General features: G+C 70.3%; 13 protein-coding genes and 2 pseudogenes. 6 read left to right on the top strand and 9 right to left on the bottom strand.

Translation table 11 applies throughout. The features are described from left to right. Window positions 1–553: 553 nt before the first annotated feature. The 3 genes and pseudogenes from A4R44_RS38655 (at window position 554) to A4R44_RS38645 (ending at window position 4,325) form a co-directional block, all read left to right on the top strand. Window positions 554–2,266 carry a cation acetate symporter gene (locus A4R44_RS38655; RefSeq protein WP_067592374.1) on the top strand — a complete coding sequence of 571 codons (1,713 nt, stop codon included), beginning with the start codon at window positions 554–556 and terminating at the stop codon, window positions 2,264–2,266. Window positions 2,267–2,338: 72 nt separating this feature from the next. Next, window positions 2,339–2,689: a DUF485 domain-containing protein gene (locus A4R44_RS38650; RefSeq protein WP_067592372.1), complete on the top strand. Its 351-nt coding sequence runs from the start codon at window positions 2,339–2,341 to the stop codon at window positions 2,687–2,689. Beyond that, window positions 2,686–4,325 (top strand): annotated as a pseudogene (locus A4R44_RS38645) (cation acetate symporter). Before A4R44_RS38650 ends, A4R44_RS38645 begins: the two are co-directional and overlap by 4 nt. A gap of 54 nt (window positions 4,326–4,379) precedes the next feature. On the opposite strand, the gene A4R44_RS38640 reads toward A4R44_RS38645, so the two are convergent. The 7 genes and pseudogenes from A4R44_RS38640 to A4R44_RS38615 all read right to left on the bottom strand — a co-directional run bounded on the left by A4R44_RS38640 (window position 4,380) and on the right by A4R44_RS38615 (window position 10,139). After that, window positions 4,380–5,120 carry an isocitrate lyase/phosphoenolpyruvate mutase family protein gene (locus A4R44_RS38640; protein WP_067592370.1) on the bottom strand — a complete coding sequence of 247 codons (741 nt, stop codon included), beginning with the start codon at window positions 5,118–5,120 and terminating at the stop codon, window positions 4,380–4,382. Further along, window positions 5,117–5,566, bottom strand: coding sequence for a carboxymuconolactone decarboxylase family protein (locus tag A4R44_RS38635; protein WP_067592361.1), 450 nt, complete (start codon window positions 5,564–5,566; stop codon window positions 5,117–5,119). Before A4R44_RS38635 ends, A4R44_RS38640 begins: the two co-directional genes overlap by 4 nt. Window positions 5,567–5,632: 66 nt before the next feature. Continuing rightward, window positions 5,633–6,057 (bottom strand): annotated as a pseudogene (locus tag A4R44_RS52845) (DUF6886 family protein). A 79-nt stretch (window positions 6,058–6,136) separates the two neighbouring features. Beyond that, window positions 6,137–6,877: a peptidylprolyl isomerase gene (locus tag A4R44_RS38625; protein WP_067592357.1), complete on the bottom strand. Its 741-nt coding sequence runs from the start codon at window positions 6,875–6,877 to the stop codon at window positions 6,137–6,139. Window positions 6,878–7,224: 347 nt separating this feature from the next. Then, window positions 7,225–7,365, bottom strand: a complete 141-nt coding sequence (locus A4R44_RS48580) for a hypothetical protein (RefSeq protein WP_157905108.1) — start codon at window positions 7,363–7,365, stop codon at window positions 7,225–7,227. 619 nt (window positions 7,366–7,984) lie between these two features. Further along, window positions 7,985–8,950, bottom strand: a complete 966-nt coding sequence (gene meaB, locus A4R44_RS38620; RefSeq protein ID WP_067592356.1) for a methylmalonyl Co-A mutase-associated GTPase MeaB — start codon at window positions 8,948–8,950, stop codon at window positions 7,985–7,987. A 1-nt stretch (window position 8,951) separates the two neighbouring features. Continuing rightward, complete coding sequence (locus A4R44_RS38615; RefSeq protein ID WP_067592409.1) at window positions 8,952–10,139, bottom strand: acetyl-CoA C-acetyltransferase; 1,188 nt, start codon at window positions 10,137–10,139, stop codon at window positions 8,952–8,954. A gap of 140 nt (window positions 10,140–10,279) precedes the next feature. Between A4R44_RS38615 and mce the strand changes: the two genes are divergently transcribed. Continuing rightward, window positions 10,280–10,744, top strand: a complete 465-nt coding sequence (gene mce / locus A4R44_RS38610; protein ID WP_067592355.1) for a methylmalonyl-CoA epimerase — start codon at window positions 10,280–10,282, stop codon at window positions 10,742–10,744. A gap of 105 nt (window positions 10,745–10,849) precedes the next feature. Here the strand turns inward: mce and A4R44_RS38605 are convergent, their stop codons facing one another. Together A4R44_RS38605 and A4R44_RS38600 are read right to left on the bottom strand one after the other, a co-directional pair. Then, complete coding sequence (locus A4R44_RS38605; protein WP_067592354.1) at window positions 10,850–11,443, bottom strand: TetR/AcrR family transcriptional regulator; 594 nt, start codon at window positions 11,441–11,443, stop codon at window positions 10,850–10,852. Between the two features lie 32 nt (window positions 11,444–11,475). Then, the gene (locus tag A4R44_RS38600; protein WP_067592353.1) at window positions 11,476–11,844 is read right to left on the bottom strand and encodes an SPW repeat protein; all 369 of its coding nucleotides are present in this window, start codon (window positions 11,842–11,844) and stop codon (window positions 11,476–11,478) included. 199 nt (window positions 11,845–12,043) lie between these two features. Between A4R44_RS38600 and ccrA the strand changes: the two genes are divergently transcribed. Beyond that, window positions 12,044–13,384: a crotonyl-CoA carboxylase/reductase gene (ccrA, locus tag A4R44_RS38595; protein ID WP_067592352.1), complete on the top strand. Its 1,341-nt coding sequence runs from the start codon at window positions 12,044–12,046 to the stop codon at window positions 13,382–13,384. A 129-nt stretch (window positions 13,385–13,513) separates the two neighbouring features. After that, a complete protein-coding gene (locus tag A4R44_RS38590) occupies window positions 13,514–14,785 on the top strand; it encodes a chromosome segregation protein (protein WP_067592406.1) in 1,272 nt (423 codons plus the stop codon). Window positions 14,786–14,818 lie beyond the last annotated feature (33 nt).

The following is a 14,818-nucleotide window of genomic DNA, read 5'->3' as shown; positions in this document are numbered from 1 at the left end:
GACGAACCGGACACGGTTTGCCCCCTTCGGCGGTACCCGTTGCCTTCGCGGCAGTAATGTCCGGCGCGGCCTGGAGATTGCCTGCGCCCACTGTGGCATTGGGGTTTCTCAGCAGCTGTGGTGCGCGGGCTCCGCTGCGGCGATGCGCAGCATCCGGCCGGGTCGCGTGGTTCCCCTCACAGACGTTCACACCAACCCGGCCAGGGTCAGTGGCCAGGGGCGGCTCCGCGCACCACGCCCGCGCGGGCTCTCGCCCCGGCCACGGCGGGCCCGGGTCGCGGTGGCGAGGTCCGCGGTGGCGAAGTCCGCAGTAGCGAAGTCCGCAGTAGCGAAGTCCGCAGTAGCGAAGTCCGCAGTAGCGAGGTCCGCAGTGGGCTCCTTGAGGGAGTCTGGTTCCCTCAAGGAGCCCACCGCGGACCTCAGCAGGAGGAAAGCCGCCCGGTGCGTCTCGCCGGTCGGTGCGCCGCAGCGCCCCGACCGCGAACCCGCCCACCGCGCTACCGAGAAAACCTCATTGAGGGGCGCGGCCGGAGCGGCGGGCGGGGGCGGATAGATGGACATCGCGCTCGCGGTAGCCCCGGTCGTCCTCGTCACGCTGCTCATCGGCGTGCGCGGGGTCGCCGCCATGCGCACCACGTCCGACTTCCTGGTGGCTTCCCGGCGAATCTCACCCTTCGTCAACTCCGCCGCGGTCTCCGGCGAATACCTCTCCGCAGCGTCGTTCCTCGGCGTCGCCGGGCTGATGGTGAAGGACGGCGTCGGCGCGCTCTGGTACCCGGTCGGCTTCACCGCGGGATACGTGGCGATGCTGGTCCTTGTCGCCGCGCCCATGCGCAGATCCGGCGCACTCACCGTCCCCGACTTCGCCGAAGCACGCCTCGCCTCTCCCGCACTACGCCGTCTCGCCGCGGTTGTCGTGCTGGTGATCGGAACCATCTACGTAGTCCCGCAATTCCGTACCGCCGGGCTGGTGCTCACCGCGGTCGGCGGGACCCCGTACTGGGTCGGCGTGGTCATCGCGGGCACCGCGGTCAGCGTCACGCTCGCGCTCGGCGGGATGCGCGCGGCGACGTACGTCCAGGCGTTCCAGTTCTTCCTGAAACTCGTGCTGTTCCTCGTTCCCGCGTTGTGGCTGGTGCTCCAGATCGGGGCCGAAACCCGCGACGCGAGCCTCACCCCGGTCGAGTTCACCCGCTTCTCGCACGCCACCCCGGTGCAGTTCGACCACGACGTCACCCTGACCTTCCGCGTGCCCACCGCGATCGAGGGCCGCGGCACGGTGCCGCCCGGGCAACTGGTGGCGCACAAGGGAGAACAGCTCACCTTCGCCGCCGGTGCGCAGGTCCCCGGCGTCAGCGGAGAGATCGCGCTCGGCGGGCCGGACTGGCAGCGTCCGCTGCTGGAAATCGACAAGGGGTACCCGCTGCTCGGCACCTGGGCGGTCCTCATCGCGACCGTCCTCGGCACGATGGGCCTCCCCCACGTCCTGATGCGCTTCCACACCAGCCCGGACGGCCGCGCCGCACGCCGCACCGCCGCGATCACCGTGGCGCTGCTCGGAGTCTTCTACCTCTTCCCCGGCGTCTACGGCGTCCTCGGCCGAGTGCTTGTGCCGCAGCTGTACTTGTCCGGCAACACCGACACCGTGGTCGTCGCGCTCCCCTCGCAGGTCGACCACAGCTGGGCCGGGCAGTTGTTCACCGCGTTGCTGACCGCGGGCGCGTTCGCCGCGTTTCTCGCGACGTCGCTGGGGTTGCTGCTGGTGATGTCCGGCGCGCTCGCCTACGACCTGATGCCCGGGGGTCTGCGCCGGCTGCGGGTGACGGTCGTGTTCGCCGCGATCGCGATGGTGCTGCTCGCGCTGCCGTCCGCTCGGCTCGACGCCGGAGTGCTGGTGACGTGGGGGTTCACCGTCGCGGCGTCCACGTTCTGCCCGCTGCTCGTGCTCGGCATCTGGTGGCAGCGGCTCACCGCGGCGGGCGCGATCGCCGGAGTGCTGACGGGTCTGGCTGCCTCCTCCGGGTCGATCCTGTTCGCGCTGGCGGGACCTTCGATGCAGGGTTGGGTGGCGATCCTGGTCGCGCAACCGGCACCCTGGTCGGTACCGCTCGCGTTCGGCGTGATGATCACGGTGTCACTGCGCGGGCGCCCACCGTCCTGGGCCGGGGCCGCGATGCTGCGGCTGCACCTCGACGAACGCCCTTCGTCCGCGCCCGGTGACCGTTCGTCAACCGTTCGTCGTGCGGCGAGGCGTTTGAGCCGCTGACGGTTTCCCCGGCTCGGAGTCCTCCCTACTGTGTCGCGGACCACATCCGCAGCGTCGCACAAGGGAGATCCCATGAGCGCAGGCGACCCGTCCGGCGCCCCGCCGGACCCGGCCTGGGAGCAGGTGCACGACAGCGCCGAGTTCCGCCAACTCCGCGGCAGGCTCCGCCGGTTCGTGTTCCCGATGGCCGGACTGTTCCTCGCCTGGTACCTGCTCTACGTCCTGCTCGCCGACTACGCGCACGGCTTCATGAGCACGAAGATCACCGGCAACTTCACCGTCGGCCTCCTCTTCGGGCTGCTGCAGTTCGTGTCCACGTTCCTCATCACGTGGCTGTACGTCCGCTACGCCAACAAGAACCTCGACCCGCTCGCCGAACGGATCAAGGACGACATCGAGAACCCGGCGAAGGAGGGCGCATGAGCACGCTCGCCGCGAGCGTCGAGGGCAGCAACCCGACTCTCAACATCCTGATCTTCGCGCTGTTCGTGGTCATCACGCTGGTGATCGTGTTCCGCGCGAGCCGCAACACGAAGACCGCGTCCGATTACTACGCGGCCGGCCGCGCGTTCACCGGCCCGCAGAACGGCATCGCGATTTCTGGCGACTACCTGTCGGCGGCGTCGTTCCTCGGCATCGCCGGCGCCATCGCGGTGTACGGCTACGACGGGTTCCTGTACTCGATCGGCTTCCTNGCTTCCTGGTGGCGTGGCTGGTCGCGCTGCTGCTCGTGGCGGAACTGCTGCGCAACACCGGCAAGTTCACCATGGGCGACGTGCTGGCGTTCCGGATGAAACAGCGTCCGGTGCGCGCGGCGGCGGCGATTTCGACGCTCGTGGTGTCGTTCTTCTACCTGCTGGCGCAGATGGCGGGCGCGGGCGGGCTGGTCGCGCTGCTGCTGGGCATCGACGGCAAGGCCGCGCAGTCGCTGGTGATCGCGGTGGTCGGCGTGATCATGATCGCCTACGTCCTGATCGGCGGCATGAAAGGCACCACCTGGGTGCAGATCATCAAGGCTGCGCTGCTGATCATCGGCGCGCTGGCGATGACGCTGTGGGTGCTCGGCAAGTACGGCTTCAACTTCTCCTCGCTGCTGCAGGGCGCGGTCGACAAGGCGGGCCAAGGGGGCGAAGCGCTGCTCGGGCCGGGCAAGCAGTACGGCACCAATGGCACGACGAAGCTGGACTTCTTCTCCCTCGGCATCGCGCTGGTGCTGGGCACCGCGGGTCTCCCGCACGTGCTGATGCGCTTCTACACGGTGCCGACCGCGCGCGAGGCGCGTCGTTCGGTGGTGTGGGCGATCGTGCTGATCGGCGTGTTCTACCTGTTCACCCTGGTGCTCGGCTACGGCGCGGGCGCGCTGGTCGGACCGGACGCGATCAAGAAGGCGCCCGGCGGCGTGAACTCCGCGGCCCCGTTGCTGGCACTGAACCTCGGCGGCCCGATCCTGCTCGGGCTGATCTCCGCGATCGCGTTCGCCACCATCCTCGCCGTGGTCGCGGGATTGACGATCACCGCGTCCGCCTCGTTCGCGCACGACGTTTACGCGAACGTGCTGAAGAGGGGCAAAGCCAACACCGGTTCGGAGGTGCGCGTCGCGCGGATCACCGCCGTGGTGATCGGCATCGTCGCTATTCTCGGCGGCATTCTGGCGAACGGGCAGAACGTCGCGTTCCTGGTGGCGCTGGCCTTCGCGGTGGCGGCCTCGGCGAACCTGCCGACGATTCTGTACTCGCTGTTCTGGAAGCGGTTCAACACCCAGGGCGCGCTGTGGAGCATTTACGGCGGGCTGATCGTGACGATCGTGCTCATCGTGTTCTCGCCCGCTGTTTCCGGGAAGCCGGTCGACCCGAAGACAGGCAAGAGCGCGTCGATGCTGCAGGGCGTCGACTTCCACTGGTTCCCGCTCGACAACCCGGGTCTGGTGTCGATTCCGATCGCGTTCGTCCTCGGCTGGCTCGGCACGATCCTGTCGAAGGAACACGACAAGGCGAAGTTCGCCGAAATGGAAGTACGGGCGCTCACCGGCGCTGGCGCGGAAAAGGCCGTGCAGCACTGAGTTTCGCCCGCGGAAACCGCTGGGTGCCGCTTTCGCCGCGGCACCCAGCGGTTTTCAGTACGGCAGCTTCCCCCGCGCGATCCCGTCGAGCGTGTCCTCCAGCACGCGACGGAGATACCGCCACAATCCGGCCCCCAGCGAAACCCGGGCTACCCCCAGTTCGGCAAGCCCGGCCAGACCCGGACCGCCGGGAAGCGCCGAAGCATTGACCGGACCGCCCACCTGACGGACGAATTCGGCCAGCACTTCCGGCGAACGCACGAGAATCGGGTACACACAGTCGGCCCCCGCTTCGAGATACGCCCGCCCGCGAGCCACCGCGTCGTCGAGCACCGCCTGCTCGTCCGGTGCGCCGAGGAACGAATCCACGCGCGCGTTGACCACCAGCCCGTCGCCGGCCGCCCGCCGCAACTCGGCGAGCCGCTCCGCTTGCTCCGCCGCCGGCCGCAGCGCACCCTTGCCGTGGTCGGTGTCCTCGATGTTGCAGCCGATCGCACCGATTTCCTTCAGCCGGGCAGCGAGATCCGCCGGAGCCAAGCCATAACCGGCCTCGGCGTCCACCGTCACCGGCACCGACACCGCGTCCACGATCCGCTTGGCCGCCGCGAGCATCTCGTCCGCTGGCGCGCCTTCGTGGTCCGCCTGCCCGAGCGCCGCCGCGACCGCCGCGGAACTCGTCGCCACCACCGGGAATCCGGCGGCTTCCACCGCCTTCGCGGTATCCGCGTCCCAAGCGTTCGGCAGAATCAGCGGCTTCCCGGGCACCTGCAGCGCCCGCAGCGCCCCGGCGCTCATTCCGGCAACTCGGCGTGGCTCGCGACCATGAGCCGGTTCCAGGTGTTGATGGCGACGACGCACCACGCCAGCGCGCGGTACTGGTCCTCGGTGAACACGCGGACCGCCTCGGCGTAGACGTCCTCGGGAACGTCCTTGCGGTCCGAGATCAACGTCATCGCCTCGGTGTAGGCGAGCGCGGCGCGTTCCTGCTCGGTGAACAGCTCGGTCTCACGCCACCCCTCAAGCACATAGAGCCGCCGCGGCGATTCCCCGGCCGCGACGGCCTCCGCCGCGTGCATGTCGAGACAATAAGCGCATCCGTTGATCTGCGACGCGCGCATCTTGACCAGCTCGATGAGCTTCGCGTCGAGCCCCGCGTTCGCGCTGGCCTTCTTCACCTCGCCTTGCAGGTGGGACATCGCTTGATACAACCCGCCCGTCGCGAGCGCGATTCGCTTCGTCATGCCGTTTACGCTAATCGGGACTGGCCTAGCCGGGTGGTCCAGTTCGGGCTGGGCACCGTGGGCCAGTCAGTCCCGCGGCCGCGCGTTGCGGAGCCGGATCCCGCTGAACCCCGCCGTGCTGGCGGTCGCCACGTCCCAGAACGGCCAGGGATTCGCGAGCACCCGCAGCTGAATCCCCGCCCCCTCGTGCAGGCGCAGGAGATCACCGACCGGTTCGGCCGGACCCGAGCGGCTCGACCCTGGGCGTGCGGGACGGGCTCGCCGAACGGCCGGAAACCGGCAGCGGGGAGCCGGCCGGCGAACAATTTCGCCCCTCCGGAGCGCATCCAGCCAGCGGTACTCGACGGCGTGGACCCGGTCGTCGGCACCGAGGATCCGGTCCCGGTCGGCCACGGGCACTGCCGCGGGAACCAATACTCCGGACAGCGGGCGGAGCCGGCCGCCCAGACGTAGGGCTGCGGCTGTCGTGCGGTCGCCGCGGCATGGGGCACGAAACGCGTGATCCCGGGTCCTCGGAAAAGTGCAGTACCTGACCAGGCTCGGGTCGCATCCGCCCGTTCTGTTCCTCGTTCAGCGGCCGCAGAACAGGCACAACGGCAGAACCAGCGCCAGATCCGTCTTCCGCACCGGCTTCCCGTCCACCGGAGCCGTCCCCGGCGGGGTGTCCGCCGACGGCTGGATGCCGCCCGCCGCGACGCGGTCCAGGGTGCGCAAACCGGCCGAGCCGACCGTGCCGAAGACCGTGTAGTCCGGCAGCAGGCTGGAATCCCCGTACACCACGAAGAACTGCGACCCGTTCGTGTCCGGGCCGGCGTTCGCCATGGCCAGCAGGCCGCGCGCGTACGTGCGGCGCTTGCCGGTCGGGTCGGACGGGGCGGGCGGGAGCGTCGTCGGGAGTTCGTCGCGGAACTTGTAGCCCGGACCGCCCTCGCCGGTGCCGGACGGGTCGCCGCACTGCAGGACCTTCAGCGTCGGGTATGCGGTGAGCCGGTGGCAGGTCGTCTGGTTGTAGAAGCCGCGGGCGGCCAGGTGCAGGAAGCTCTGCACGGTGCACGGCGCCTGCGCGCGGTCGAGCCGCAGCGGGAGCAGGCCCTGGTTGGAGAACACGGCGACGTCGACGCTGCCGTGGTCCGGCGTGTGCTTCGGGTCGCGCGGCAGGGAAACCGGGCGCACGGCGGGATCGTCCGGAGTCGAGGTGTACTGGCACGGCCCTGAGGTGACCTTCGGCGGCGCCGCTTCCGCCGCCGAAGCCGGTGCGGCTACCGCGACCAGCGACAACGCGGTCAGCACGGACACGAGCAGTCTTTTCATTCCGGTTCCCTCCCAGTGCACGGAGGACCGCAGTATAGGGACGGGAAACCGCCCGCGCTTCCGGCGAAAGTCGCATCCTGACCGGTTCCTGACACCCACGTCCTACCGTGCGGTTTCATGATCACTCCCCTTCTCTCCGGACTGGTCGCCGGGCTGCTGGCCGTCCCCGCCGGTCCGGTGCAGCAGCCGCTGGCCTCCTCCGCCGCCGAACAGCAGGCGGTGCTCGCCTACTGGACCCCGCAGCGCCTGGCCGCGCTGACCCAGCCGTCGTCAGAGAATCCGCCGAAGAGCGGACCCGACGGAGCCCCCTGGCCGGACCCGCTTCCGAAGACGGTCGGCCGGCTCTTCTACACCGACCACGGCGAGGACGCGAGCTGCACCGCGACCGTCGTCCGCAGCGAGAACCGCGGCACGATCGTCACGGCCGGGCACTGCGTCAACGACACCGACCTCATCGGCGAGCACAACGCCTGGAACGCACACGTCATGTTCGTCCCCGGCTACCACGACGGCCAGGCACCGTACGGGAAGTTCGCCGCCCGGCTCGGCGTCGCCGACCGCACTTGGCTCGCCAACGATCAGCAGAACGCACGGGAATTCGACACCTACGACCAAGCGTTCGCGGTCCTCGGGCCGAACGAATCCGGACAGCTGGCGCAGGACGCGGTCGGCGCGCAAGAGATCGGTTTCGACCGGGCGGGCGCGGCGAAGGTGACGCAGTTCGGCTACCCGAGGGCGGCATCCGACCCGGCCCGTGAGGGGCTGCCGGAGTACACCGGGGCGAGGCTGGCGTATTGCACCGGCACCGCACGGCATTGGACCGGCACGCCGACTGATCCGGACTCCCCCGACCAGTGGGGCACGGCGTGCGTCATGGGCGGCGGTTCCAGCGGCGGTCCCCGGTTGCGCGACTTCAACCCGGAAACGGGACGGGGAACGGTCGTCGGCGACAATACGCACGCGGGATTCTTCGCCGCGGACGGGAAACCGTGCGCGCGTGATGCCGGCTGCACGCGGTATCTGGTGGGGCCGCAGTTCAGCAGCAAGGTGACGAAGCCGCNCGCAAGGCTCGTAGAGCGTCGATGCCGGTCTAACCGGCATCGCCGCTCACGAGCCCTTCAGCTCCGCGATCAACCGGTCCGCCGCCGTGAACGGGTCCAGCTCCCGGGCCGCCACTCGCGCCGCCAAGTCGCCCAGCCGATCGCCGTCCCGGAGATCCGCCAGCTCCGCGTGCAGCCTCCGCAACGCGATCGCGGCGACCTCCTCCCGGGCGCGAGCGGCGCGGCGGCGGTCCAGTTCCCCGTGCGCCACAAGCCATTCATAGTGCGTCCGCAATGCCGACACCACCTCGTCGACACCCTCGCCCTTAGCCGCCACCGTGCGCACGATCGGCTGCCGCCAGCTCGGTCCGCGCAATTCGCGGCGGGCCAGGGTGATCATCTGCTTGAGGTCGTGCACCGTCGCGTCGGCGCCGTCGCGGTCGGCTTTGTTGACCACGAACACGTCCGCGATCTCCAGCACCCCGGCTTTCGCCGCCTGGATGCCGTCGCCCATTCCCGGAGCCAGCAGCACCACGGTGGTGTCGGCCAGCTTCACCACGTCCACTTCGGACTGTCCAACTCCGACCGTCTCGATCAGCACCACGTCGAACCCCGCGGCGTCCAGCACTCGCACTGCCTGCGGGGTCGCCCACGAAAGGCCGCCGAGGTGGCCTCGGGTCGCCATCGAGCGGATGAACACACCGGGATCCGTGGCGTGCTCGGTCATCCGGATCCGGTCGCCGAGCAACGCGCCGCCGGAGAACGGCGACGACGGGTCGATCGCCAGCACCCCGACGCGCAAACCCTCGCCGCGCAAGGCGGTGAGCAGCGCGGACGTCGAGGTCGACTTGCCGACTCCGGGCGGGCCGGTGAGCCCGGCGACCCGGGCGCGCCCGGTGTAGGGCGTCAAAGCGCGGGCGATGTCCGCCACTCGCGGCGAAGAATCCTCCACCAGCGAAATGAGCCGGGCGACCGCGCGCGGTTGTCCTTCCCGCGCGCGGGCGACCAGCTCATCGAGGTCCGGGCCGGCCAACTTACGCCGACGGGACGCGGATCAGCAGCGCGTCGCCCTGTCCGCCGCCGCCGCACAGCGCGGCCGCGCCGAGACCGCCGCCGCGCCGGCGCAGCTCGTGCACCAGGTGCACGGCCAGCCGCGCGCCGGAAGCGCCGATCGGGTGGCCGAGCGCGATCGCGCCGCCGTTGACGTTCACCTTCGACTCGTCCAGCCCGAGCTTCTCGCTCGACACCAGGCCGACCGCGGCGAACGCCTCGTTGATCTCCACCAGGTCCAGATCGCCCACGTCCAGCTTCGCCTTCTTCAGCGCGGCGCGGATCGCGTTCGACGGCTGCTCGTGCAGGCTCGCGTCCGGACCGGCGACGACGCCGTGCGCGCCGATCTCGGCCAGCGGCGTGATGCCCAGCTCGGCCGCCTTCTCCGGGCTGGCCACGATCACCGCGGCCGCGCCGTCGGAAATCTGCGACGCCGAACCGGCGGTGATGGTGCCGTCCGAGGCGAACGCCGGACGCAGCTTCGCGAGGCTCTCGTCAGTGGTGTCGGCCCGCACGCCCTCGTCGGTGGAGAACACGACCGGGTCGCCCTTGCGCTGCGGGATCGGCACCGGCACGATCTCCTCGCGGAAGAACCCGGCCTCGATCGCCGCCGCGGCCCGCTGGTGCGAGCGTGCCGAGAACGCGTCCTGCCGCTCGCGGGTCACGCTGTAGCGGCCGTTGTGCTTCTCCGTCGAAACACCCATCGCGACCTGGTCGAACGCGCAGAACAGGCCGTCGTAGGCCATGTGGTCGACCAGCGTCGTGTCGCCGTACTTGAACCCGGAACGCGACTTCGGCAGCAGATGCGGCGCCTGCGTCATCGACTCCTGGCCGCCCGCGACGACGAGGTCGAACTCGCCCGCGCGGATCAGCTGGTCGGCGAGCGCGATCGCGTCGAGGCCGGACAGGCAGACCTTGTTGATGGTCAGCGCCGGGACGTCCATCGGAATGCCCGCGGCGACCGCCGCCTGGCGCGCCGGGATCTGGCCCGCGCCCGCGGTGAGCACCTGGCCCATGATCGTGTACTGGACCTGGTCCGGGGAGACGCCGGCGCGTTCGAGCGCGGCCTTGATCGCGATCCCGCCCAGCTGGGCTCCCGAGAAGTCCTTCAACGAGCCGAGCAGCCGCCCGATCGGGGTACGGGCAGCGCCCAGGATCACGGAACCGGACACGACGTCCTCCAAAGCATCGGTGCACTGGCAGTGTTCCCACGATACGGCCTGCGCGGGGTTCCCGGCGCGTCTTGATGGAGCCAGTGTGAGGGGGCGCACGCGGGGTTCCGCGACGCCCGCCGGGGCTTATCCTCCCCGGTATGGACACCGAGCCCAGCGCATCCGTGCTCAAGCCGTTCGTGACCGCGATCGACCACGTCGGCATCGCCGTGCCCGACCTCGACGCGGCCATCGCCTTCCACCGCGACCACTTCGGCCTGGAGGTCGCGCACGAGGAGGTGAACGACGAGCAGGGCGTGCGCGAGGCGATGCTGCGCGCCCCGGGTACCGCGGGCACCGAGACGATGATCCAGCTGCTCGCCCCGTCCCGGGACGATTCGACGATCGCGAAGTTCATCGGCCGCAACGGCCCCGGCCTGCAACAGCTCGCGCTGCGAGTGTCCGATGTGGACGCCGCGGCGGAGGCGCTTCGCGCGCAGGGGCTGCGGTTGCTGTACGACGCGGCCAAGCGCGGGACGTCGAACAGCCGCGTGAACTTCGTGCACCCGAAGGACGCGGGCGGGGTTTTGGTCGAGCTGGTGGAGCCCGCCTCCTCCGCGCACTGACCGCCGGGCGGAGGCGGGAGCGAGCCAGCGCCGAGCGTCGAGGCCGGAGGTGGGCTCGTGAGCGGCAATCCCGGTTCTCACCGGCACAAACACTCACGACCACCCTCACACCGCCGAAGCGGGCGGCTTCCCCTTGCCGACCCGGGCCGACAACGCGTTCGCCACGAACGTCAGCTCGCCGTCGAACTCGGCGGGCCGGTCGTCCCCGGTGTGCCGGGCCGTCGCGTGCCGATGTGTGACAGCACGCGCCAGCAGCCCGGACGCGTTGTCGATGTCCGCTCCGGCGAGCCGTCCGCCGGTCGCGGCCACGATCACCGACCGCATCAGCCGGACCAGCTGCTGGAATCGTTCGGACAGCGCGTCGCGGACCACGTGATGGGTGTCGGCCTCGCGCCAGAGCAGGTGCGACAGGCCCAGAGAACCGGTGAACCGGCGGTCGAGTTCGCCGACCAGCCCGCGCAGGGAACCCGCCAGGTCGCCGGGAACGACGACCGCGGCGGGTTCGATGCGTTCGTCCGGCAGCCGGTCGACCAAGGCGGCCAGCAGGTCGGACTTGCGGCGGAAGTAGTAGTGGACCAGGCCCTTCGGGACCCCGGCGCGCTCCGCGATGCGGGACGTCGGGGTCGCCTCGAAGCCGGACTCGGCGAACAGCTCCTCCGCCGCGCACAGGATCCGTTCTTTCGCCGAGTCGTCGGTCATCTCCGCCTTCCTCGCGGGGCTCCTTCGCCCCGTCAGTGCTGGCCCGCCATCCGGTGGGCGGCGTTGGCCTCCGGCATCGCGGCCGCACCGGCGATGATCACCAGCGCACCGCCGACCCAGGACGTCCACGACGCCCCGTTGAATTCCGTATACCCCATCACCCACGGCGCGATGAACAGCAACGCGCCGAGGACGATCTGCACGCCCTCGCCGTAAACCATGCTCGGCGCCGCGAGCGACACCAGGCCGTCGATCGCGATCAGCGCACCGAGGACCACCATCGTCCACACCATCGTGGTGTTCGTGCTCAGCCAAAGGGGTGAAAGAGCGGCGACAACACCAATCACGACCTCGGCCCAGTCGTAGGGCCGCGTCCAGGCGCGCGTCGAGACTTCACTCATTCGTGCTCACCTCCGCCGGAAAAGAGCCGTTCAGGGAGATTTCCCATCTCCGACTATGCTCCTTGACTGGCCAGCCGGTCAAGATTGGTGCGTCACACTTCGACTCGTGTGCGGGGTCTGCGTCTCGTACAGTGAGGCCCCCGGTTACCGACGAGTAATTTCGTCCTGTCGCGCCGCGACCGACCCCTGGAGGTTCCCGATGCCGCACCTCGACGAGATCCAGCAGGCGATCCTCGACGGCCGCCTCGACGCGATCGCCGAGCTGCCCGTGCCCGAGAGCTACCGGGGCGTCACCGTGCACGCCGACGAGGTCGACATGTTCGAGGGCCTCGAAAGCCAGGGCAAGGACCCGCGCCGCTCGCTGCACGTCGACGAGGTCCCGACGCCGGAGCTGGGCCCCGGCGAGGCGCTGGTCGCGGTGATGGCCAGCGCGATCAACTACAACACCGTCTGGACGTCGATCTTCGAGCCGATCCCGACGTTCACGTTCCTGCGCAAGTACGGGAAGCTCTCGCCGCTGGCCAAACGGCACGACCTGCCGTATCACGTGGTCGGCTCCGACCTGTCCGGCGTCGTGCTGCGCACCGGCGCGGGCGTGCACAACTGGAAGCCCGGCGACGAGGTCGTCGCGCACTGCCTGAACGTCGAGCTGGAAGGCCCGGACGGGCACAACGACACGATGCTCGACACCGAGCAGCGGATCTGGGGCTTCGAGACGAACTTCGGCGGGCTCGCCGAGGTCGCGCTGGTCAAGGCCAACCAGCTGATGCCGAAGCCAGCCCACCTGACCTGGGAGGAAGCCGCCTCCCCCGGCCTGGTGAACTCGACCGCGTACCGGCAGCTGGTGTCGCGCAACGGCGCGGACATGAAGCAGGGCGACGTCGTGCTGATCTGGGGCGCGTCGGGCGGCCTCGGCTCGTACGCGACGCAGTACGCGCTCAACGGCGGCGCGATCCCGGTGTGCGTCGTGTCCAGCCCGGAGAAGGCGGAGATCTGCCGGAAGCTCGGCGCGGAGCTGATCATCGACCGCACCGCCGAGGGCTACCAGTTCTGGAAGAACGAGAACGAGCAGGACCCCAAGGAATGGCAGCGGTTCGGCGCGAAGATCCGCGAGCTGACCGGCGGCGAGGACCCGGACATCGTGTTCGAGCACCCGGGCCGCGAGACCTTCGGCGCGTCCGTCTACGCCGCGCGCAAGGGCGGCACGATCGTCACCTGCGCGTCGACCTCGGGCTATCTGCACCAGTACGACAACCGGTACCTGTGGATGAACCTGAAGCGGATCATCGGCTCGCACTTCGCGAACTACCGCGAATCGTGGGAGGCGAACCGGCTGATCGCGAAGGGCCTCATCCACCCGACGCTGTCGAAGACGTACTCGCTGGAAGAAACCGGCCAGGCCGCCCTTGACGTGCACCGCAACGCGCACCAGGGCAAGGTCGGCGTGCTCGCGCTCGCTCCGGAAGAAGGACTCGGCGTGCGCGACGAGGAGTTGCGCGCGAAGCACCTGGACGGCATCAACGCCTTCCGCGGCGCGTGAGGGCAGACCACCTGCCTCTTCGGTCCGGCCGCTCGCCGCACGAGCGGCCGGACCCCGTGGGTGCTCACCCGTCCGTGACCGCGGAGCGACTACGGTGGTGTCATGAGTCTTGGCGATGAACGCGAACTCGTGCCGCTGGGAGCCGGCTTCGACGTAGCGAAGCGGGGGTACAGCCGGGCCCAGGTCGACGAGCACCTGGAACGGCTCGACGGCGACCTGAAGATGCTCACCGCCGACCGCGACGCCGCCATCGCCCAAGCCGGCGACCTGGCCCGGCAGCTGGAAGTCGCGCGCGGCGAGATCGCCGATCTGCGCGGTCAGGTCGACCGGCTCGCGCAGCCGCCGACGAGCGTCGAGGGCCTGTCCGAACGGCTCCAGCGGATGCTGCGGCTGGCGCAGGACGAGGCCGCCGACACGCGGGCCCGCGCCGAGGCCGAAGCCGGTCACATCCGGGCCAAGGCGGAGACCGACGCCAGCGCCATGCGCGCCCGGTACGAGCAGCTGCTCACCGAGCTCGATCTGCGCCGCAAGGAAATGGAAGCCGAGCACCGCAAGGTGCTTGAGGACGCGCGCGCCGAGGCCAAGCGGATCACCGACGAGGCCGAGGCCGAGCGCAAGAAGCTCGACGCGGAGTCCGAGGCCCGCCGCACGCAGGTCGAGGAAGACTTCGAGATCGCCATGGCCACCCGCCGCGCCGAGGCGATGCGCGTGCTTGCCGAGCAGGAGGCGGCCAGCAAGGCGGAGGCCGAGCGCCGGGTCCGCGAGGCCGCCGAAGACGCGGCCGCGATCCGGGCGAAGGTGCTGGAAGAGGAGACGGCCGCGAAGGCCGACATCGACCGGCGCCAGCGCGAATCGGTCGCCGACGCGAACAAGCGCCGCCAGGACTCGATCACCGAGGCCAACGCGCGGCTCGCGGAAGCGGCCGACGAGGCCCGCCGCCGCGTCCGCACCGCCACCGACGAGTCCAACCGCCGGATCACCCAGGCCAACGAGCGGGTCGAGGCCCTGCGCGGCGTCCGGGCGAGCCTGGCCGAGCAGGTCCGGTCGGCGCGCACGGTGCTGGCCGAGGCGCAGCACGTGCTCGGCGAGATGGACGGCGAGGTGCCCGCGGACATCAAGGCCGCGGCGGAGACCGCCAACGGGTCCGGCACGAACGGCTCGCCGGCTGGCGGCGCGAAGGCGAGCGGCACCCAGCCAGGCGGCAACGCGGGTGCGCACAACAGCAGGACCAGCGCTCCAGCCGGGCAGAAATCCGCTGGTCAGGGCGGCAAGAACGCCCCGGCGAACAGCGGAAAGCCCGCGGCGAGCGGCGACGTCGAGCAGACCGTCCGGCTGCGTACGTCCGACGTGCCCAAGCCGCAACCGAAACCGCGCCCGGCGGGAAAACCGACTGGCGAGTAACCTTCCCCCGCGAAGGGGCCGCGCCGCCCCGCT

The organism is Amycolatopsis sp. M39 (assembly GCF_001651785.1).
Taxonomy (GTDB): domain Bacteria; phylum Actinomycetota; class Actinomycetes; order Mycobacteriales; family Pseudonocardiaceae; genus Amycolatopsis; species Amycolatopsis rubida.
The sequence above is the reverse complement of the archived record's forward strand: the minus strand, read 5'-3'. Positions and strand labels throughout refer to the sequence as shown.